The organism is Dactylosporangium sp. CA-092794 (assembly GCF_050948465.1).
In the GTDB taxonomy this organism is placed as follows: domain Bacteria; phylum Actinomycetota; class Actinomycetes; order Mycobacteriales; family Micromonosporaceae; genus Dactylosporangium.
This window is the reverse complement of sequence record NZ_CP192044.1, coordinates 1501487-1521543: the sequence shown is the minus strand read 5'-3', so window position 1 is coordinate 1521543 and position 20057 is coordinate 1501487. Positions and strand designations below refer to the sequence as shown.

Annotated in this window: 16 protein-coding genes and 1 pseudogene; 9 read left to right on the top strand and 8 right to left on the bottom strand. The window is 71.2% G+C overall.

The genetic code is table 11. The features are described 5' to 3' along the window. Window positions 1–79: 79 nt before the first annotated feature. From ACQPXD_RS06725 to ACQPXD_RS06715, 3 genes are all read left to right on the top strand, one after another. Window positions 80–1240 carry a hypothetical protein gene (locus ACQPXD_RS06725; protein ID WP_432835878.1) on the top strand — a complete coding sequence of 387 codons (1161 nt, stop codon included), beginning with the start codon at window positions 80–82 and terminating at the stop codon, window positions 1238–1240. 427 nt (window positions 1241–1667) lie between these two features. Continuing rightward, window positions 1668–2711 carry a hypothetical protein gene (locus ACQPXD_RS06720; protein WP_432835876.1) on the top strand — a complete coding sequence of 348 codons (1044 nt, stop codon included), beginning with the start codon at window positions 1668–1670 and terminating at the stop codon, window positions 2709–2711. Between the two features lie 119 nt (window positions 2712–2830). After that, on the top strand, window positions 2831–3718 hold the full coding sequence (locus ACQPXD_RS06715) for a glycosyltransferase family 2 protein (RefSeq protein ID WP_432835874.1): 888 nt from the start codon (window positions 2831–2833) through the stop codon (window positions 3716–3718). 19 nt (window positions 3719–3737) lie between these two features. Here ACQPXD_RS06715 and ACQPXD_RS06710 read toward each other — a convergent pair whose 3' ends face one another. Together ACQPXD_RS06710 and ACQPXD_RS06705 are read right to left on the bottom strand one after the other, a co-directional pair. Continuing rightward, the gene (locus tag ACQPXD_RS06710) at window positions 3738–4904 is read right to left on the bottom strand and encodes an acyltransferase family protein (protein WP_432835872.1); all 1167 of its coding nucleotides are present in this window, start codon (window positions 4902–4904) and stop codon (window positions 3738–3740) included. Next, on the bottom strand, window positions 4901–5782 hold the full coding sequence (locus tag ACQPXD_RS06705; RefSeq protein WP_432835870.1) for a DUF6492 family protein: 882 nt from the start codon (window positions 5780–5782) through the stop codon (window positions 4901–4903). The genes ACQPXD_RS06710 and ACQPXD_RS06705 overlap by 4 nt, the downstream gene beginning before the upstream one ends. Window positions 5783–5826: 44 nt before the next feature. On the opposite strand from ACQPXD_RS06705, the pseudogene ACQPXD_RS06700 reads away from it, so the two are divergent. Beyond that, a pseudogene (locus ACQPXD_RS06700) lies at window positions 5827–6135 on the top strand (glycosyltransferase); the annotation flags it as partial. A gap of 288 nt (window positions 6136–6423) precedes the next feature. Here the strand turns inward: ACQPXD_RS06700 and ACQPXD_RS06695 are convergent. The 4 genes from ACQPXD_RS06695 to ACQPXD_RS06680 are packed head-to-tail and all read right to left on the bottom strand — an operon-like array spanning window position 6424 to window position 10616. Beyond that, entirely contained in the window at window positions 6424–7917 is a 1494-nt protein-coding gene (locus ACQPXD_RS06695) for a glycosyltransferase family 4 protein (RefSeq protein ID WP_432835868.1), read from the bottom strand. A gap of 29 nt (window positions 7918–7946) precedes the next feature. Next, window positions 7947–9017: a GNAT family N-acetyltransferase gene (locus tag ACQPXD_RS06690; RefSeq protein WP_432835866.1), complete on the bottom strand. Its 1071-nt coding sequence runs from the start codon at window positions 9015–9017 to the stop codon at window positions 7947–7949. A gap of 25 nt (window positions 9018–9042) precedes the next feature. Continuing rightward, entirely contained in the window at window positions 9043–9945 is a 903-nt protein-coding gene (locus tag ACQPXD_RS06685) for a glycosyltransferase family 2 protein (protein WP_432835864.1), read from the bottom strand. Beyond that, on the bottom strand, window positions 9942–10616 hold the full coding sequence (locus ACQPXD_RS06680) for a polysaccharide deacetylase family protein (RefSeq protein ID WP_432835862.1): 675 nt from the start codon (window positions 10614–10616) through the stop codon (window positions 9942–9944). The genes ACQPXD_RS06685 and ACQPXD_RS06680 overlap by 4 nt, the downstream gene beginning before the upstream one ends. 340 nt (window positions 10617–10956) lie before the next feature. Between ACQPXD_RS06680 and ACQPXD_RS06675 the strand changes: the two genes are divergently transcribed. From ACQPXD_RS06675 to ACQPXD_RS06660, 4 genes are read left to right on the top strand one after another with little or no spacing between them, the layout of a single operon-like run. After that, window positions 10957–11928, top strand: a complete 972-nt coding sequence (locus ACQPXD_RS06675) for a hypothetical protein (RefSeq protein WP_432835861.1) — start codon at window positions 10957–10959, stop codon at window positions 11926–11928. Window positions 11929–11943: 15 nt separating this feature from the next. Continuing rightward, on the top strand, window positions 11944–13326 hold the full coding sequence (locus ACQPXD_RS06670) for an O-antigen ligase family protein (RefSeq protein ID WP_432835859.1): 1383 nt from the start codon (window positions 11944–11946) through the stop codon (window positions 13324–13326). 58 nt (window positions 13327–13384) lie between these two features. Continuing rightward, window positions 13385–14968: a 3-hydroxyacyl-CoA dehydrogenase family protein gene (locus tag ACQPXD_RS06665; RefSeq protein ID WP_432835857.1), complete on the top strand. Its 1584-nt coding sequence runs from the start codon at window positions 13385–13387 to the stop codon at window positions 14966–14968. 9 nt (window positions 14969–14977) lie between these two features. Then, window positions 14978–15301, top strand: a complete 324-nt coding sequence (locus tag ACQPXD_RS06660; RefSeq protein ID WP_432835855.1) for a hypothetical protein — start codon at window positions 14978–14980, stop codon at window positions 15299–15301. 259 nt (window positions 15302–15560) lie between these two features. On the opposite strand, the gene ACQPXD_RS06655 is transcribed toward ACQPXD_RS06660, so the two are convergent. Next, window positions 15561–16517, bottom strand: coding sequence for a glycosyltransferase family 2 protein (locus ACQPXD_RS06655; RefSeq protein ID WP_432835853.1), 957 nt, complete (start codon window positions 16515–16517; stop codon window positions 15561–15563). A gap of 821 nt (window positions 16518–17338) precedes the next feature. Here ACQPXD_RS06655 and ACQPXD_RS06650 point away from each other — a divergent pair. Beyond that, entirely contained in the window at window positions 17339–18829 is a 1491-nt protein-coding gene (locus tag ACQPXD_RS06650) for a sugar transferase (RefSeq protein ID WP_432835851.1), read from the top strand. Window positions 18830–18913: 84 nt separating this feature from the next. Here ACQPXD_RS06650 and ACQPXD_RS06645 read toward each other — a convergent pair whose 3' ends face one another. Next, entirely contained in the window at window positions 18914–19981 is a 1068-nt protein-coding gene (locus ACQPXD_RS06645) for a hypothetical protein (protein ID WP_432835849.1), read from the bottom strand. Window positions 19982–20057: the final 76 nt, after the last annotated feature.

Below are 20057 nucleotides of genomic sequence, written 5' to 3'. Positions count from 1 at the left end.
GGACCATTGCGCGAAGGCCGGATGGACATTCGGTTCGCGGCATAGCGACGGGCGTGACCCGGCCGCCAAGATGGTGGCCGTGACCGACCGGAAGCGCGCAGTGCACCGGCTCATCGCGGCAACCGCGGCGGCGTTGACGCTCGCGAGCTGCACCCGGACCACCACCGTCGCCGGCCACGGCACCGCGGACGGAATCCCCGCACCCGCACCATCGGCCGGCGCGCCGACGACGACCGGGGCACCGGCAACCACCGGGGCACCGACGACAGCGGCCGGGGCGCCGACATCGGCCGGGACGCCGGCGTCCACCGAGGCCGAGGCGCCGGTGACCGCCGGCGCGCCGACGACGACCGGGGCGCCGGCAACGACCGGCGCACCGGCAACGGCGCCCGGCCCACATCCCACCACCGTGGGCCCGCGGCCGAGCACCACGAAGACCACCACCGCTCCCCCGCCCGGCCCCGGCAACACCGCCCCGGGCGCCCGGCCGACGCCCGCCAACGTCGGCGTGCCGGCGGGCGTCCAGCTGACCGAGCTGAGCGCGAACGACGAGGGCAACACCTACCGCGTGGAGCGGGACAACACCGTCCTGGACCGGGTGCACATCAAGGGCGATCTGCTGATCACCGCCTACAACGTGAAGATCACGAACAGCCAGATCGACGGCGGCGTCCTCGACGAATACGGCGGCAAGAAGTACTCCTTCACCCTCAGCGACTCCACCGTCGGCCCCGCCACCGGCTGCGACCCCGACCCCGGCGTCGGCGAATCCGACTACACCGCCACCCGCGTACACATCCGCGGCCACTCCGACGGCTTCCGCGCCTCCGGCAACAACATCAACATCCAAAGCTCATACGTCTACCTCTGCCAGTACCCCAACGCCCACTCCGACGGCATCCAGACCTACATGACCGGCCACGACCTCACCCTCAACAACACCACCATCGACCAACGCGACGTGCACGACGTGACCGCACCGATCTTCATCGCCGACAACGGCTCCGTCAACGTCGCGGTCACCAACAACCTCGTCATGGGCGGCACCTACAGCATCCAGGTCAAAAACGCCAAAGGCGCCGTCATCGTCAAGAACAACGCATTGGTCGACCACTCGTGGATTTACGGACCGGTCGAATCGGACTGCGGCGTCGCCCAATGGTCGGGCAACCAACTGGTGACGATCGACGACCACTACAACATCACCTCCGTCGTGGGGCCGCTGCCTTGCCATAACTGACGTCGTCCAGCCCACCGGCGGTTCGGCCGGTCGCCGGGCGGTGCCACGGCCACCACCGCGGCCGGCGGCAGCTACCGCATCAACGGGCTCCGGCGGGCGCCTCCACGGTCACCGCGACCGCGCCCGGCGGCTTGACGGCGAGCATCCGCACCGCGGTCACGGGCACGGTGGCGCCCCGGTACTGCCCCGACCGGCCGCCGGCCTAGGGGCAACCTCGGGACATATGACCGATAATTTGCGGAGTATTTCGAGGATCTTTAATGACTTAAGCGTTACCAAAGAAATGAAAGCGCAGGTCGGAACGCATTTGTGCCGCATTCTCGGCTCAACTGCGCAATCACTTCCGGCCGGGCGGTAGCATGGCCGGGGCGCGGAAATGCAACGCGCCCCGGTTCTCTGACGTCGGCAGAAATGGAGTGTTTCGACCGTGATCGACGGGAAGCGCAGAGCCCACCGGCTCGGCGTTGCCACGGCACTCATCGCGGTAGCCGCAGCAGCGTTGATGCTCGCGAGTTGCAAGGTGACCGTCGGGTCCGACCACGAGTCCGGGCGCGGCAGCGCCCAGGGCAGTGCGGCCCCATCGGCCGGGGCCTCGGCGAACGACGGGGCGAACTCCGCCCTGGGATCCGCCTCGGCCGCCCCGAGCGCGTCGAGCTCAAAGCCAGCTAGCCCAAAGCCCACCACTCCACCGAAAACCGGCAACACGGGCGCGGGCCCCCGGGCCACGCCGGCCAACGTCGGCGTGCCGAATGGCACCAAACTGACCGATTTGGCGGCGAATCTCGACGGCAAGTCGTATCGCGTGCAAAAGGACAATACCGTCCTCGACAAAGTGCACATCAAGGGCGATCTGCTGATCACCGCCTACAACGTGAAGATCACGAACAGCCAGATCGACGGCGGCGTCCTCGACGAATACGGCGGCAAGAAGTACTCCTTCACCCTCAGCGACTCCACCGTCGGCCCCGCCACCGGCTGCGACCCCGACCCCGGCGTCGGCGAATCCGACTACACCGCCACCCGCGTACACATCCGCGGCCACTCCGACGGCTTCCGCGCCTCCGGCAACAACATCAACATCCAAAGCTCATACGTCTACCTCTGCCAGTACCCCAACGCCCACTCCGACGGCATCCAGACCTACATGACCGGCCACGACCTCACCCTCAACAACACCACCATCGACCAACGCGACGTCCAGGACGTGACCGCACCGATCTTCATCGCCGACAACGGCTCCGTCAACGTCGCGGTCACCAACAACCTCGTCATGGGCGGCACCTACAGCATCCAGGTGAAGAACGCCAAGGGCACGGTGATCGTCAAGAACAACTCGCTCGTCGACCACTCGTGGATCTACGGTCCGGTCGAGTCCGACTGCAGCGTGGCCCAATGGTCGGGCAACCAGCTGGTGACGATCGACGACAACTACAACATCACGAAGGTCGTCGGCCCGCTCAACTGCAACTGAGCCAATGAGCCGCCGCGAGGGCGTGGAGCCGGGCTCCTCGCCCTCGCTCTGTGTGGTGCGGCGTTGATAGCGTTGCCCCGCAGCACCCCCAGCAGTCCCCCCGCAGCCGGGAAGGTCTCATGACGCACGCTGAGTCGCCGCTGGTCTCGATCGGGCTCCCGGTGCGCAACGCCGGCCGGGACATCGAGCACGTCGTCAAGTCGGTGCTCGCCCAGGACTATCCGAACGTCGAGCTGGTCATCTCCGACAACGCCTCGACCGACGACACCGAGGACGTCTGCCGCGAGCTGGCCCGCGCCGACGACCGGATCGCCTACCACCGCCAGCCGGAGAACATCGGCCTGCTGCCCAACTTCCGGTTCGTCGGAGAGCGGGCGCGGGGGACGTTCTTCCGCTGGATCGGCGACGACGACTCGCTCGACCCGGCCTTCGCCGCCAAGTGCGTGGCCGCCTTCCGGGCCGACCCGCGGCTCATCCTGGTCACCACGCAGATCGACTACGAGGGCCCGGACGGCGGCGTCTCCACCGCCGAGTACACCGGCACCGGCCTTGGCTCCGACGACCCGATCGTCCGCCTGCGCGAGATGCTGCGCCTGCTCAACGCGAGCTACCTGCTGATCGACCCGCTCTACGCGATGATGCGCCGCGAGCCGGTCATGGCCATCCCGCGGCGCAACATGCTGCGCGAGGACGAGGTCTTCGCCGTCAAGATGGCGCTGACCGGCCCGTGGGCCCACCTGCCGGAGGTGCTGGCCCACCGGCACTGGAAGCAGGAGCGCATCGGCACGATCGCGGGGCGGCTGGGCGTGCCGGGCTGGCAGTCGCACTTCTCCAACACCCTGCAGTTCCGCGAGCTGCTGCAGTGGGCGTCGCAGGCGCCGGCCCTGACCCCCGAGCAGCGCCGCGCGGCGAAGTCGGCGGTCTACCGCATGTACCTTCGCCGGCAGCAGCGCTCGGTCTCGCACAAGTCCCGCAAGCTGGCCCGCCTGGCCATCGGCCGCCGGTAGCCCGGCGAGCCGGGCCGGGCTAACCGGCCGACGTGAGCTCCGTGCGGCGCATGGCGGCGCGCAGGGCGGCCCAGTTGCGGTACCGCTGGAAGGGCAGCTCGAAGAAGCGCGAGAACGACCAGGCGAACGCGACGGCCAGCGGCGCGGCGATCGCGGCCGTGGCGAAGAAGGCCGGCACGCCGGCGCTCACCCGCCCGTCGATGAGCTGGGTGTAGACGACGACCACGATCGGCGCGTGGGTGAGGTACAGGCTGTAGGAGAAGGAGCCGAGCGAGCGCAGCGGGCGGGTGTCGAGGAACCGCACCAGCGGGCGCGGGCGCCCGGTCGCCACCGCGGCCAGCAGCAGGGCGACGGCCGGGCCGAAGGCGAGGTCGACCCAGAAGTAGTGGGTGATCGTCCAGACCGAGCCCTGCACCGCCATCAGCGCGATCACCGGCGCGGCCGCCAGCAGGGCCAGCCAGTGGTACGGCAGCCGGTAGACCCGGTCGCCGGCCCGCAGCACCCCGGCGGCGATCAGGCCCAGGGTGAACAGCACCGCGAACTCCGGCGTGAACCGCAGCAGCATGTCGACCAGGTGCACGTGCGGGGCCAGCACGCCGATCGTGGCGACGACCAGGGTGACGGCGGTGAGCAGCACGATCGCGCCCGCGCGGCGCAGGATGACCAGCAGCAGCGGGAACACGACGTAGAGCTGGGCCTCGATCGCGATCGACCAGAAGGCCCCGTTCGGCGACGGGGACCCGAACACGTCCTGCAGCAGCAGCCCGTAGATGACCACCGACTTGCCGGTCGGGACTGGGGTGTCCGGCTGCGGGACGATCGCCCAGGCGATGGCGAGGCTGAAGATCAGCGCGGCCCAGTAGGGCGGCAGGATCCGCCACGCGCGCCGGTGTGCGAAGCGCTTCGCGCTGCCGAGCTGCCAGTCGCGGCGGGCCGGCGCGACGCCCAGCGAGAAGCCGGACAGGGTGATGAACACCACCACGGCGAGGTGCCCGTAGATCAGCCAGGCCAGCCAGAGCGGGCCGTGTGTCTGGGGGTACCCCGGGAAGGCCAGCAGCCAGCAGTGGTGCAGCATCACGCACAGCGCCGCCACGCCCCGGATGCCGTCCAGTCCGACCAGCCGCGGCCGCTCCAGCGCCGTCTTCGCGACGACCACGGTCGGCTGATCGGCCGCGGTGGCGGTCACCGGGTGCCCACGATCTCGGCGCAGCGCTTGATGGCCGCCACCCGCGGCTCCAGCGGCGTGTCGGACTTGGCGGAGATCATCATGGCCACCGCGTCCGGGCCCAGCTCGCCGGCGAACTTCACCGCCTCGTCGACGCTCAGCGGCGAGCGCTGCCAGTTGTTGTGGCAGATGGTGATGTCGGAGGGCAGCCTCTCCTGCCCGGCGCAGAGCACCTCGTCGACGAACACGCCGTAGAGGATGAACTCCGAGATGTGCAGCTGGCTGTTGAACACGTCCAGCCAGTTGCGGCCGGTGACCTGCTCGATGTGCCGCTGCATGGCGCGCACGACCCCGGGCTCCCAGGCGTTGAGCGGGCTCACGTAGTCCGGCAGCGGCGGGGGCGGCGCCGGCGGCAGGCCGAACAGCTCGCGGGCGACCCGGTGCCAGATGACGTGGCGCTCCATGTCCGCGGTGACGCCGCCGTCCTCGCGGTAGAGCCAGCGGCGGCCACCGACCTGGAAGCGGTCGGCGGTCGTCGGGCGCACGAACACGACGTCGGAGTCGGCCATGAGGACCAGGTCGGCGTCGAGCTCGCCGGCGGCAGCCAGCTTGATGGTCTGCTGCATGATCCAGCCGCGCACCGGCGGCCACGGGCGCCGGACGTTGACGTGGTAGTTCATGCCGGGCACCGGGCGGTACCGCCGGGGCAGCATCGAGCTGCTCGTGCGCACCCGGCAGCGGGCGCTCTCGTACCTGCTGAACAGCGGCAGGTCGACCTCGGACACGAACACGTGGTGCACCGTGTCGGCGGGGGTGTGCTCGAGTACCGAGGCGTGCAGCAGGTCGAAGAGCTCGGCGTCCGGCCGATAGGTCGGGGTGATGACGGCCAGTTCGGTCATGAGCGACATACTCCGATCGGTCGCGGGCGGCCGGCCGCTATCGTGTGCATCGGCCTAGGAAGGGTGGTCCGGTGGTCGGTCCCGTGGTCAGCATCGTGATTCCCGCCCACAACGAGGCGGCCGTGATCGAGCACAACCTGCGCCGCCTGCTGGCGGGCACGCAGCCGGGCGAGTTCGACGTCATCGTGGTGCCGAACGCGTGCACCGACGACACCGCCGCGGCCGCGTCCCGGGTGCCCGGCGTGCGGGTGCTCGAGTCGGAGGTGCCGGGCAAGGTCCCCGCGCTGCGCAAGGGCGACGCCGCCTGCCGCACGTTTCCGCGGGTGTACCTCGACGCCGACGTCGAGCTGACCGCCGACTCGGTGCGCGCCCTCGTCGCCGCGTGCGCCCGCCCGGGCGTGCTGGCCTGCTCGCCCGTGCCCGACTTCGACCTGAGCCGGGTCGGCCCGCTCATCGGCCGGGTGCACCGCGTCCACGACCGGATGATCGCGCCGAGCCGGGCGCTGGCCGGGGCCGGGGTCTACGTGCTCACCGAAGCAGGTCATGGCCGGGTCTTCCCGATGCCCGATGTGATCTCCGACGACGGCTGGGTGCACGCCAGCTTCGCACCGCACGAGCGGGTCGTGGTGGCCGAGGCGCGCTCACTGGTACGACCGGCCCGGACCATCGCCGCGCACCTCAACCGCCGGGTCCGGGTGCGGCGGGGCAACCGGCAGCTGGCCGCCCTCAAGGGCGCCGGCAACGCCGGTGAGGCCCGCCTGGGCCTGGGCTCCCTGGTGCGGCTGGTGCGCCGGCGCACCGTGAGCCCCGTCGACGCCACCGCCTACCTGAGCGTGCTGGTCCTGGACCGCACCGTGAGCCGGCTGCGCCGGGATCGCGCCGGCTGGGGCAGCGACGCCAGCACCCGCACCGGGCCGGCGCTGGGCGGGGATGCCTGAGGCGGGCGGCTTGCCCTCGACCGCCTTCTCGTAGGCCGCGATCAGGTTGGCCTTCGACACCTCCCAGGACAGCGGGCCGCTGACCCGCTGGCGGCCGAGCTCGCCCATGCGCCGCCGCTCGTCGGGGTTGTCGAGCAGGTAGGAGGTCAGCTTGGCGAACTCCGACTCGTCGTTGGCGGGGGCGTAGACGGCGGCCTCACCCGCCGACACCCGGGCCTCGCGCAGCTCGAACGACACGATCGGCCGGGACATCGCCATGTACTCCATGATCTTGTTCATCGTGGAGACGTCGTTGAGCGGGTTCAGCGGGTCGGGCGAGAGGCAGACGTCGGCGGTGGAGAGGTACCGCAGCAGGTCCTCGTCGGGAATCCGGCCGGTGAACGTCACGAGGTCGGCCAGGCCGAGCTCACGGGCCAGCTCCCGCATCTGCTCGAAGGTGTCGCCGGCGCCGACGAACGCGGCATGCCAGTCGGTGCGCCCGACCTCGTCGCGCAGCTTGGTCAGCGCCCGCAGCGCGTAGTCGACGCCGTCCTGCGGGCCCATCACGCCGAGGTAGCACAGCAGGTAGGGCTTGCCCTTCTTGATCGAGGAGTCCGGCGGCACCATGTGGAAGCGCTCGACGACCGGCGCGCTGCGCACCACGAACACCTGGTCGGGGCGCTTGCCGCCGCGGGTCAGCGCGGCCTCGCGGTAGCTCTCGTTGGTGGCGATGACGACGTCGGCGGCGTCGTAGGTGGCCTTCTCCGCCCGCAGCACGCCCCGGTAGAGCAGGTCCTTGCCGCGGTTGAAGCGGGACAGGTACAGCTCCGGCACCAGGTCGTGCTGGTCGAAGACGAACCGGGTGCCGTACTGCCGCCGCAGCCGCTTGGCCACCACGTAGAGGATGTCCGGCGGGTTGCAGGCGTGCACCACGTCGACCGGGCCGACCTTCCTGGCCAGCCGCAGGGTGTGCCGCAGCGCGTTGCCGTACTCCTTCGCGTAGCCGACGGGGCCGCCGGTGGCGGGCTCCAGCGGGTACCGGTGAATCTTGATGCCGTCGATCTCCGCATAGGGCTCGGTGTCGCGCTTGGCGCCCTGCGGGCAGATGACGATCACCTCCCAGCCGGCGTCGCGCAGCGCGAGGCTCTCCTGCCACACGCGCCGGTCGAACGGCACGGACAGGTTCTCGACCAGGATGAGGGCCCTTCGTGCGGCCATGCTGTGTCGCTCCCCAGGTTCCGGCGCGGCTAGCGCCTGATCGTTCGAAGCTTGCGCACGACGCGGCGCAGCTGCGGGCCCAGCGGTGAGTCCTTCGCCGCGGTGACGAGGGACTCGCGGGCCGCCCGCAGCGCGCGCCGGGCCGAGCTGCGGGTGGCCAGGCCCTGGCAGACCGGCGTCTCGCCGGTCTTCGCGCGCCGCTTGTACTCGTCGTCGCCCCGGCCCAGGTCGATGCGCGCGAAGCCGAGCTGCGGCGCGGCCATGACCAGCTCGCGCAGCAGCATCCAGCCGGGCGCGAGGGCGGCGTGGGCGGGGTCGTAGACCGGGAACCACCAGTGCAGCACGCCGCCCGAGCGGATGCCGAAGTGGGCGGCGAGCAGATGGTCGCCGGTGTACAGGGTGGAGAGGATCCCCGCGAACTCGGTGCCGCGGGTGCGCAGCAGGGCGGTCATGAGCGCCTGCCGGTCGGGCTCGGCGAAGTAGTCCTTGGCGCCGGTGGCCGCATACTGCGCCCGTTTGAGCTCGATCACCTTGGCCAGGTCGCCTTCGTCGAGGGAGTCGGCGACGAAGCGCACCGGGCCGATCTCGCGCTCGGCCTTGGCGGTGCGGCGCCGCGCCTGGCCCATGTTGTCCTTGCCCGATTTCGAGGCCCGGGAGAGGTACCCGTCCATGCCTCCGGTCGTGTCGACGAACGGCGACGGCCGACTGCCGGTGATCCACGGCCGGAAGTCCTCGGAGAGCTCCAGCAGGTGGTCGAACTCGAGCGCGCCCACCCCGTCGCCGAACAGGCCGGTCACCGGGTACGCCGCGCCCGGCGCGAGGATCGGGCCCTGGAAGTCCGCGCCCGGCCAGCCGACCGGGCGCAGGACCGCGCCGTCGCGATGCACCGGGAAGAGGCTCTCGACCTCCCCGGTCGGGCCGTGGCCCACGTACACCGTCACCGGGCGGCCGGCCGCGTGCACGGCGCCGCTGAACCCCGGGTGGAAGTACGGGCTGTCCAGCATCGGGTTGATGGCGCGCAGCTTGTGCCAGGCGTCGAGCTGCGCGGTGCTCAGCTCGTCGAAGGCGACCGCCTGCAGGGCCGTCCGCCCTGTGCGCACGCGACCTCGGTCCGGGCTCATGTGGTCAGTCTCCGAGCTTCGGTGGGCGTTTGGGGTGCATGAGGGCGGCCAGCGACGCGCGGGAGGTGCGCCGGCCCTGCAGCGCGCGCATCCCCTCGCCGAGCATCACCGCGGCATAGTAGGCGCCCGCGGCCGGCAGCGTGTGTCGGCGCTTGAACAGCCGCACCTTGTTGACCACGAGCAGCGCCGCGAGCTTCGGGTTGGTGCCCGACTCGCCGCCGATGTGCTCGACCACGGCCCGCGGGTCGAACCACAGCGACCAGCCGTGGTCGGCCGCGCGCAGCGCGTACTCGGTCTCCTCGCTGTAGAGCAGCAGCGACTCGTCCCAGCCGCCGATCTCGCGGACCATCTCGGCGCCGAGCAGCATCGCCGCGCCGGTCGCCCAGACGGCGGTGCGGGGCTCGGCGTACTCGCGCGGGTCGGTGATCAGCTCGCCGATCGTGCCGAGCCGGCCGGCCCGGGCGCCGACGACGGCCTCGGCGAGGGCCCGCCCGACGGTCGGCTTGCGCCGCAGCGAGGGCTGCAGCGTGCCGTCCGGGTTGAGGATCTTCGGCACGACGATGCCGCGCCGCGGCTCACTCAGCGCATCGACAAGGATGCGTAACGTGTCCGGGCGCAGCCGGGTGTCCGGGTTCATCACCCAGATCGCGTCGTACTTCTCGTCGGCCAGCGTGGCGACACCGGCGTTGACCGCGGCGGCGTAGCCGGCGTTGCGCCCGGTCTGCACGCACCGGATCGGCAGCTGGCCGGCGGCGGCCCGCGCGATGGCGACGGAGTCGTCCTTGGAGTTGTTGTCGACGACCACGACCCGCGTGATGTCGACGCCCTCGGAGGGCAGAGAGTTGAGGCAGCCGCCCAGGACGGCGGCGCTGTTGTACGTCACGATAACGATCGCGATGCTGGTCACGGTGCTCCACGAAGTCGTTTGACGTTCCGCGCGGCGAATCGCCGGGCGATGACCTGCGGCGAACTTCTCCCGTTGAACACGTGCTCGATCCAGTCGGCGTCGAGGTCGTGACGAATGCTATTGCGCGCCTGCAGCCACCCGTCGGGCTGTGCGCGACCCCCGTCGCTGGTGTACACGCGGCGCATGCTCGCCCGGCGCAGGCGCCCGAGCACGACGCGGTCGTAGGAGCCGAACGGGACGGCCACATCGGTGACGGGCGCGCCGGTGATCTCGCCGATGACCCGGTTGGCGTCGGCGATCTCCTCCTGCGCCTGCTCCGGCGTGATGCGCCGCCAGTCGCGGTGGGCCCAGCCGTGCGAGCCGACGGACATCCCCGCGGCCACCAGTTCCCGGACGCCGTCCACGGACACCCGGCCCGGCTTGCCGAACTCCCCGGCGAGCACGAAGAACTGCGCCGTGAGGCCCCGCTCGACCAGCCGCGGCAGACCGATCCGCACGTCTGAGGCGTTGCCGTCGTCGAACGTGATCCGCACGTCGTCCCGGCCGACCGCCGCGTCGAGGACCTGCTCGAACTGTTCGACGCTCACCCAGGTGTTGCTCTCGCCCGGGTCGAGCGTGCGCGAGGTCGGGCCGATTCCGTGCACGGTGATGTTGACGACCGAAGTCGGCATACCGGCGGATCCCTCCAATGAACTTGTCGCCCCGGCGAAGCTTGCGCGCTCAGACCCGCTAGGGCCGACGCGATCGTGGTCCGCCCGGCGGGCACGGGGTAATCGGTTGATCGGACGAAGGTTTGTCAGCAACCCGACATGAGCGGAATTCACAGCGTTCGCCCAGCCTGGGGCCTGTTCGCGGGTTGGCGGCGAGGCAGTAGGGTGTCGAGCACGCGGCCCACCCCGTTATCGCCGTTCTTGCCGTCCGCCGAGGGCAACAGGACACTGTAGACGCTGAGCCGCAGGCAACACCGAGAATACGGGGCAACCGGCCGGTGCGGTCATCGAGAGGACGACGTTGGACTTCTGGGACATCACGAAGCTGCTCGTGCGACGCTGGCAGGTGGCGTTGCCGTTGCTGCTGCTGTCCGCCGTCATCACCGGCGTGACCGTCAGTCAGGTGAAGCCCGACTTCGTCGGTACCGCCTACGTCCAACTCGTGCCGCCGGCTCCGGCCAAGAACACCACGCCCGAGCAGCAGCTCACGACCGCCGACCAGCGCAACCCCTGGCTCGCCCAGGGCCTGCAGACGCTGGGCAACGCGGCGATCGTGCAGGCGCTCGACCTGTCCGTGGTCGAGGAGTTCAAGCGCACCGGCTACGCCGACACCTACACGGTCACCATGGGCTCGAACTCGCCGCTGGTCACCTTCGAGATTACCGGCTCGTCGGCCGCCCAGGCGCGCGACACCGCGGAGAAGCTCGTCAAGATCTTCACCGACAGCGTGGCGAAGCTGCAGACCTCGCTCGGCGTGACCGACGCCAACCTCATCACGGTCAAGCGGCTCGACCTCGGCGCCAACGTCAAGAAGTCGACGTCGAAGGTCAAGCGGGCACTCGTCGCGGTCGCCGCGGCCGGGATCCTGCTCACCGCCGGCGCCACCATCGGCACCGACGCCTGGCTGCGCCGGCGCAACGCCCGCCGCCGGCGGCCGTTCGACGACGACGGCGGCGAGTCCTCGGCCACGGCGCCCCTGCCGCCGCCGATCTCGGCCCGGGCCGGCGGGAGCGCGAGCGTGCGCGGCGCGAGCGGCATCAACGGCATCGGCACGGTCACCGGCTCCAGGTCCGACGGGCGGCAGGTGCCGGTCGTCGCGGGCGCGGTGGCCGGGCAGGCCGCGGGCGACGCCGGGCTCACCGTCGAGTACCAGCGGCCGACCACCTGGGACAACCGGGAGCCCGAGAAGTCCCCGGACGCCGACTCCACCGTGATCATCCCGCTGTCCGCGATGCCTCCAAAGCCGACGGCCAAGCGTGGCAAGTCCAGTTAGCGGCACGGCCTGACGGTGACCACCTTTACTCCGTACTACTCCGCCGACCTCGAACCGTCGTTCGTCTTCGGCCGGACGTACGTCACGCGCCGCCGCGTGGGTCGCATCGACGCGGCGGCACTGCTGAGCGCGACCGTACTGTTGATCATGCTCGTCCCGGCCCGGCTGATCCTGCCCGGCATGACTGACGTCGGCCGGCCCGGCCTGGTCCTGGGCCTGCTGCTGTTCGTCTGGTGGGTGCTGGCCCGGTTCACGCCGACGCTGTCGATGACCGGGCCGCAGCCGATGCGCTGGGCGCTGATGGCCTTCCTGGTATCGGCGCTGATCTCCTACGCCATCGGGTTCATGCGCGGGCTCACCTCGATGGAGGCCAACTCCGCGGACCGCACGATGCTGTACTACGGCGTCTTCGCCGGCATCCTGCTGACCGCGGCCGACGGCGTGCCGAACTGGATCCGGCTGCGCGGCGTGCTCAAGGTCCTCGTGGTCTGCGGTGCGATCGTCGGCGCGATCGCGATCATCCAGTACGTCACCTCGATCGACATCACGCAGTACATCCAGATCCCGGGCCTGCAGGCCAAGGGCTGGGCGCCGGGCTTCGAGGAGCGCGGCGGCGGCATCCGGGTGGCGGCCACCACCACGCACTACATCGAGCTGGCCGCGACCCTGTCGCTGATCCTGCCCTTCGCGCTGCACTTCGCGATGCACGCGGGCACCCGGTGGCGGCGGCAGCTCTCCGCGGTGGCCTGCCTGCTCATCGCGGCCGGCAACGCGGCCACGATCTCGCGTACCGGCATCCTGGCCATCCTGCTGATGTTCGTCGTGCTCGTGCCGGTCTGGGCGTGGCGCACGCGGTACAACATCTTCATCATGTCGGGCACGGTGCTGGCCGCTCTCGGCGGGGCCAGCCCGGGCCTGCTGCGCACCTTTACCAGCCTCTTCGACGACCCGTCGAACAATCCCGCCTTCACGGTCCGGGCCGATCGCTATCCCCTCGCCTTCCACTACATCGCGCAGCGGCCGTGGTTCGGGCGCGGCACCGGCACGTGGGTGGCGCCGCAGTACCAGATCCTGGACAACCAGTGGCTGGCCACCCTGATCGCCAACGGTTACGTGGGCGCGGCGGTGATCGGCGGGCTGCACCTCACCGGGATCGTGCTGGCGTTCCTCGCGTTCCGCCGCTCCACCAGCCCGGAGGACAAGCACCTCTGCGCCGCGCTGATCTCCACCCAGCTGATCGCGCTGGTCGTGGCGGGCACGTTCGACTCGCTGAGCTTCAGCACGTACACGATGATCCTGGCCCTGACCTGCGGCATGTGCGGCACGGTCTGGCGCCTGACCCACCCCGCCCGCACGGTGCGCACCTCCACCACCCGCTGGTTCCTGGGCAACGACTAGCTCGGTTCCCCGGCGTGGGAGACTCGCCGGGGACCTGAGCGAGCGTTTGGGAGGACACATGGGGCGCGAGTTCGCAACCGTCGGCGTGGTGGGCCTCGGCATGATGGGTGCCGGGATCGTCGAGGTGTTCGCCCGCAACGGGGTGGCCGTGACCGCCGTCGAGATCGACGCCGAGGCCCTGCGCCGCGGCGAGGCGACGCTGCGCGGGTCGGTCGAGCGGGCGGTGCGCCGGGGCAAGCTGGCCGAGGCCGACCGCGACGCGCTGCTCGGCCGGGTCACGTTCGCCGCCGGCCTGGGCGCGCTGGGCGCCGCGGACCTGGTCATCGAGGCCGTGCCCGAGCGGCTGGAGATCAAGCGGCGGCTCTTCGCCGACCTCGACCGAGTGTGCAAGCCCGGGGCGATCCTCGCGACCAACACCTCCAGCCTGTCGGTCACCGAGATCGCGGTGGCGACGGGCCGCCCCGGCCAGGTCATCGGCATGCACTTCTTCAACCCGGCGCCGGTGATGAAGCTGGTCGAGGTGGTGCGCACGGTCGTCACCGCGGACGACGTGGTCGCCGACGTCGAGGCGCTGTGCGCGCGGCTGGGCAAGGTCGGCGTGACGATCGGCGACCGGGCCGGGTTCATCGCCAACGCGCTGCTGTTCGGCTACCTCAACCAGGCCGCGGCGATGGTCGAGTCGCGCTACGCCACCCGCGAGGACATCGACGCCGCCATGCGGCTCGGCTGCGGCCTGCCGATGGGGCCGCTGACGCTGCTGGACCTCATCGGGCTCGACACCGCCTACGAGGTCCTCGACACGATGTACCGCCGGGGCGGCCGCGACCGCCGCCACGCGCCGGTGCCGCTGATCCGGCAGATGGTCACCGCCGGCCTGCTGGGCCGCAAGTCCGGGCGCGGCTTCTACACCTACGAGAAGCCCGGCTCGGCGGTCGTCGTGCCGGACGAGGCCACCCCGCACCCCGCCGCCGAGGCGCCGGGCGTCGTGAAGGTCGCCGTCGTCGGCTCCGGCCCCGAGGCCGCCGGCATCGTCGAGGCCTTCGCCGCGGCGGGCCACGAGCTGGTCGAGGCGGCCGACGCCGACCTGGTCATCGAGGCGGAAGCCGGCGACCCGGCGCTCCTCGCCTCGCTCGACGAGACCTGCAAGCCCGGCGTCGTGCTGGCCACGACCGCCTCGAGCCGGCCGGTCGTCGAGCTCGCGGCCGCCACCGGGCGCCCGGCCGACGTGGTCGGGCTGCACTTCTTCGGCCCGGCCGTCGGCGTGGTCGAGGTGGTGCGCACGATCCGCACCTCCGCCGCGACGGTGGCCACGGCGGCCGCGGTGTGCCGCTCGCTCGGCAAGCAGCCGGTGGTGTGCGGGGACCGGGCCGGGTTCGTGGTCAACGCGCTGCTGCTGCCGTATCTCAACGACGCGGTCAAGATGGTCGAGGCCGCCTACTCCACCCCTGACGACATCGACAACGCGATGAAGCTCGGCTGCGGCTACCCGACCGGCCCCTTCGAGCTACTCGACGCGATCGGCCCGGACGTCGCGCTGACCCTCCTGCGCGCCCAGTACCGCGAGGTCCGCGAGCCGGGCCTCTCCCCCGCCCCGCTCCTGGAGCACCTGGTGACGGCCGGTCGCACGTTCCGCCTTGGATAGTCTTGACAGATGTCCCCCCGGCGCAACCACCCCAAGCGCGGCGACGACCCGCCGCCGCTCGATCTCGAGCGGCTCAAGCGCGGGGTCGGCGCCGTGCAGGCGTGGAGCGACGGCGAGTGGCAGGTGCGCAACATCCCGGCCGGCGCGGCGACCAAGGCCTACCGCTGCCCGGGCTGCGACCAGGAGATCCCGCCGGGCGTGCCGCACCTGGTGGCCTGGCCGGCCGACGAGCGCGGCGACCTGACCGACCGGCGGCACTGGCACACGGGCTGCTGGCGCGCCCGCGACCGCCGGACCCCGAACATCCAGCGGCCGCGCGGCGCGCCGCGCTAGCGCCTGCTCCACAGCTGGGGTGGGAGCGAGGCGGAGTCCAGGTTTCGTCCAGTGGTGGCCCGCGGAAGCCAGGCTACCGGTGTTGTAACCGGGCTTTCGCGGGACGCCGCTGGGCGGAAGCTGGGCCCGCCGCAGCTGTGGAGCAGGCGCTAAGGCTGAGGCTGTTGGGCACGGCGCGCAGGTGGTGCGGCACCGCCAGCGCCTTGGGCGGCCCGGCCCGGCGCAGTGCGCCGGGCCGGCCTGGGCGAGGAAGCTGGCGCTAAGGCCGAGTTTGGTTGGGCACGGTGCGCAGGTGGCGCGGCACCGCGGGGAGCGCGGGCGGCCCGGCCTCCGCTGCCGCCTCGACCGGCGAGAGCCACCAGGCGCGCGTGCGCCACGCCTCCCGCCACGGGTCGCCGCCCACCGACCGGGCCAGCGCCGCGGCGCTCAGCAGGATGCCGGCGGCCCGGGACCGGCCCGGCGTCCAGTGCCGGTGCGCGAAGGCCATCCGCTCGGCCAGGTCGGTCGTGGTGATCCCGCGCCGCGGCGGCGCCGGCGCCACCGACACCATCTGGGCATCCGGCACCAGGACGGGCCGGGCGCCGCGGGCCCGGGCGCGGGCCGACAGGTCGGCGGCCGGCAGGCGCTCGTCGAAGCCGCCGAGGTCCTCCCAGAATCCCCGCTCGGCCAGCAGCATGCGCGGGGTCACCGCCGGCACCTCGCCGCCGATGGCCCGGTCGAGCCGCGGCAGCCGCTCCGGCTCCAGCGGCAGGCTCGCGGCCAGGCAGACGGTGCCCAGCAGCGACGGCGCGCCCTCGACGGTCAGCCCGTCGTCGGACGGCGCGGCGTGGCCGCGCCGCGGTATCAGCGAGCGGCCGGTGTAGAGGCGGTGCCCGGGATTGCCGCCGGCGTGCTCGACCAGGGTCCGGATCGCGTCGCCGACCGGCTCCAGGCCGGGGTCGAGCAGCAGCAGCCACGGGGCCCTGGCCCGCTCGGCGCCCAGGTTGGCCGCGGCGAGCGGGTGCAGCGGGTTGTCCCGGCGCACCAGCGAGACCTCGCGGAAGGCATGGCGCACCGCCGCCGCGGTGTTGTCGGTCGAGCCGTTGTCCACGACGATCATCTCGGTCGGCACCTCGGTACTCGCCTGCAGGGCCGCGAGGCCCTTGAGCAGGCCTCCGCGGTCGTTGTGCGCGACGGTGACGATGCTGACGACCGGTGCTGTCCTACTACTGGTCACGAGCCGCTCCCACGACTGCTCAGTGCGGGCTGAAGCTCCCCGGATAGTACCGGCGGCGGGCGCCGCGCGAGCCGAACGTCCACACATTCCCCGCCGAGTGGCCCGTCGTGATCCCGACGAACGGGCCCGGCGAGCTGCGAAAACCCCGAATCCGGGCGACCGGTGGCCCCGGGCGCGCTGCCGCTACCTGGCCGGACGCTGCTATCCTCCCAACGGCGGCGCAGGAAAGCCCGGCCAGCAATTTGTGCCCATGCATTGAAACATCGTTTGACCCATTGCGCTCGGGGGCGGTTTCGGCGAGTGCTTGGTAAACGAGGCGGAGTGCGAAGGGCCGACGCTGTCGGGGGCGGCGGCTTGACGGTGGCGCTCGGCTTAAGACAATGCGTTGCGTGACGGCCCGCTGAACGGACGGTGATCATGCCTACACCCCGGCGATCAAGCGTCCTGCCTGGCCGGACCGCTCCCGCCATATTGCCGGCCGTCACTACGGGACCTTTAAGTCAAGCATAGAACTCCATTAAGGCGACACAGCGTGATTACCCGGGAAGTTTGCCGCGGCGAGCCGGCGACGATCGGGATTCCGGCGTGGCGTCTTGTCCTTTTTTCCCTTATTGGACGGCGATTCCGCCGAAGGTGCTGCCCGGGAGCTGTCAATAGCACCTTCAGGCACGTCGGGAATGCGGCACGACGGTACCGGCAATGCGACATGCTCGGTACCTTACGGCCGGGGTTCGGCCGCGCACCGGCTGTCGCGACGGCGGGCGGTTCACCACATTTCACCTTCGATAAGTGGATCTGAGCAGGCACGTAAGGGGGTTGGGATGGTTCTGGCGGATTCGGCCACGGTCGAGACCGCGGTGATGGCGGCGTTTCCGGGAGTCCAGCGGCGCAAGCTCAGGTCGAACGGACGCAACCTGCTCGTTGCCTTCCTCGGCGACGTCCTGGCGGTGACGATCGCCATCACGACCGTCGTCCTGTTCATGGCCGCCGACCTCATGGGCGGCGCGTTCGTCGCGCCGGGCGAGGGGGTTCCGCCCGCGTACTCCGTCGCCGCCTTCGGGCTGTTGTGGCTGTTACTGCTGGCCGGCTGCCGGATGTACGACCGGTGGTTCCTGGAGAGCCGCACCGGCATGATGTACCGAACCATCCGTGCCGCCGTCATCGGCATCGCCGTGCTCGCCCCCGTGTGCGTGCTCTTCGACATGCTCTACCTGCTCAAGCCGCTCATCGTGGCGGTGCCGGTGGCCGCGGCGCTGACCATCGCCGGCCGCTACACGACGGTGGCGATGCTGAGCACGCTGCAGCGGGAGTACGTCCGCCAGCGCACGCTGCTCATCGGGCCCGCCGACTCGGTGGTCGGCCTGCTCACCGCGCTGCGCCGGGACCGCTCCTACGGCCTGCGGGTGGCCGGCGCGTGCATCACCGACCTCGACGAGGCACGCAAGATCACCGCGCACTCCATCCCGGTGTACGGCGACCTCAAGGACGTCGCGGCCACCGCCCTCGGCGCGGGCTGCACCGCGGTGCTGGTGGCGCTGCCGCTGGAGCTCGACCCCTACAGCATGCGGCGGCTGGCCTGGGAGCTGTCGGACAACGACATCGAGCTGCTCGTGGCGCCCGCCCTGCCCGAGGTGGCCCATGAGCGGGTCGCCGTGCTGCCCAGCAGCGGCGGCCCGCTGCTGCACGTCCGCGCGCCGATCCTGACCGGCCCGCAGCGCGCCGTGAAGAACGTGCTCGACCGGTTCCTGGCCACGATCCTGCTGATCCTGGCCGGCCCGTTCATGCTGGTCGTGTCGATCCTCATCCGCACCACCTCGCCCGGCCCGGCGCTGTTCCGCCAGTCCCGCACCGGCATCAACGGCAAGGAATTCACCTGCTACAAGTTCCGCACGATGGTGAAGGACGCCGACAAGCTGCGCACCGAGATCGCCCACCTCAACCAGCACACCGAGGGCCTGCTGTTCAAGATGAAGCGGGACCCGCGGGTCACCAAGGTCGGCTCGATCCTGCGCCGCACCTCGCTGGACGAGCTGCCGCAGCTGCTCAACGTCATCAACGGCACGATGTCGATGGTCGGCCCCCGCCCGCCGCTGCCGTCGGAGGTCGCCGGCTACGACGAGGACGTCCGCCGGCGGCTGCTGGTCAAGCCGGGCATGACCGGCCTGTGGCAGGTCTCCGGCCGCTCGGAGCTGTCCTGGCAGGAGTCGGTGCGCCTCGACCTCAACTACGTCGACAACTGGTCCCCGCTGCTCGACCTGCGCATCCTGGCCCGGACGGTGACCGCCGTCGTCCGCGGCACCGGCGCTTACTGACCTGGACGGTGACCGCCGTCGTCCGCGGCACCGGCGCCTACTGAAAAGGCCCCGCCGACGGCGGGGCCCTTTCTTTCGTTCCGCTTAATCGTGCCGCTGCGGTGCCGGAATCGGCTTTCCGGTGTCCACCCAGACGTTGCCGGAATTGGCACTGAGCGTGGTTTGCGTACTGAGCAAAATCGGGCAGTTGTAGAACGAGTGCCGGCCGAACCGGTTGTTCACCACCGCGATGCCGCCGAGCGGGGCGTTGACGTGGCTGAAGTTCAGCGTGCACCCGCCGCCGTCGAGCCAGTTGTCCTCGACCCGCGAGTTCTTGGCCGAGTCCTGGAAGGCCGCGTTGGCCTCCTTCGACGTCGACATGTCGATGTTGTTGTGCTTGAGGACCACGTTGCTGTCGCCCAGGAAGCCCTGCACGCCGTCGTTGTGGGTGGCCCCGCCGCCCTGGTTGGGGTCGCTGGCGAACCATGACATGTCGTGGATGTAGGAGTCCTGGACCAGCACGTTGCTGCCGGTCTTCACGCCGTCGACGCTGCCGTGGACGTTGGCCCGGTAGATGCTGATGTTGTTGGCGTAGATGCCGTCCAGCGTCGCCGACGGGTTGGACGGGACGAACTCCGAGTCCTCCACGACCGTGCCGGTGCCCCGGTCGGTGTCCAGCAGCGCGTTGTTGCTGCTGGTCGCGCGGCCCCGGAAGATGCAGTTGACAAACCGGATGTTCTTGCCGGTGACCTTGACGAAGCCGTGGAAGTCCTTGCCGCTGATCACCTGGTTGGCGGTGGAGAAGGTCTGGTCGCCGTTGACGACCGTCAGCTGCGTGCCCGGGCGCACGCCGGTGCTGCTCGCGTCGGGCTTGCCGGAGGTGCGCGCGCCGCCGGTGCTGCTGCCGCCGCCCGTACCGCCGCCGCTGCCGCCACCGGCGGGCGCGGACGTGGCCGACCGGCGCGGTGACGGGCTCGCCGACGGGCTGGCCGACGCCGACGCGGACGCGCTGGCCGGGGCGCTCGCGGGCTGCACCGCGGCCTCGCCCGACGCGGCCGCGACCGGCTCGGGCGCGCCGCCGGCCTGGGGCCGCTCGTCCCCGCAGCCGGCCAGGCCGGCGACCAGGATTCCGCACGCCGCGACGGCCGAGGCGAGCCGTAAAGTTCTTCGCATCGCTGCTCCTTGTCCCATTCGCGCTTGGGGCTCGATTGGTGAAGGCCGCCGACCACCATACCCGGGTTTTTGGTAG

What these genes read in the sequence shown, in the direction of transcription:
- ACQPXD_RS06660 (WP_432835855.1), top strand. Translation starts at nt 14,978, where the DNA reads ATGTCCCCCCGGCGCAACCACCCCAAGCGCGGCGACGACCCGCCGCCG.
- ACQPXD_RS06650 (WP_432835851.1), top strand. Translation starts at nt 17,339, where the DNA reads ATGGTTCTGGCGGATTCGGCCACGGTCGAGACCGCGGTGATGGCGGCG.
- ACQPXD_RS06645 (WP_432835849.1), bottom strand. Translation starts at nt 19,981, where the DNA reads ATGCGAAGAACTTTACGGCTCGCCTCGGCCGTCGCGGCGTGCGGAATC.
- ACQPXD_RS06665 (WP_432835857.1), top strand. Translation starts at nt 13,385, where the DNA reads ATGGGGCGCGAGTTCGCAACCGTCGGCGTGGTGGGCCTCGGCATGATG.
- ACQPXD_RS06705 (WP_432835870.1), bottom strand. Translation starts at nt 5,782, where the DNA reads ATGACCGAACTGGCCGTCATCACCCCGACCTATCGGCCGGACGCCGAG.
- ACQPXD_RS06680 (WP_432835862.1), bottom strand. Translation starts at nt 10,616, where the DNA reads ATGCCGACTTCGGTCGTCAACATCACCGTGCACGGAATCGGCCCGACC.
- ACQPXD_RS06695 (WP_432835868.1), bottom strand. Translation starts at nt 7,917, where the DNA reads ATGGCCGCACGAAGGGCCCTCATCCTGGTCGAGAACCTGTCCGTGCCG.
- ACQPXD_RS06715 (WP_432835874.1), top strand. Translation starts at nt 2,831, where the DNA reads ATGACGCACGCTGAGTCGCCGCTGGTCTCGATCGGGCTCCCGGTGCGC.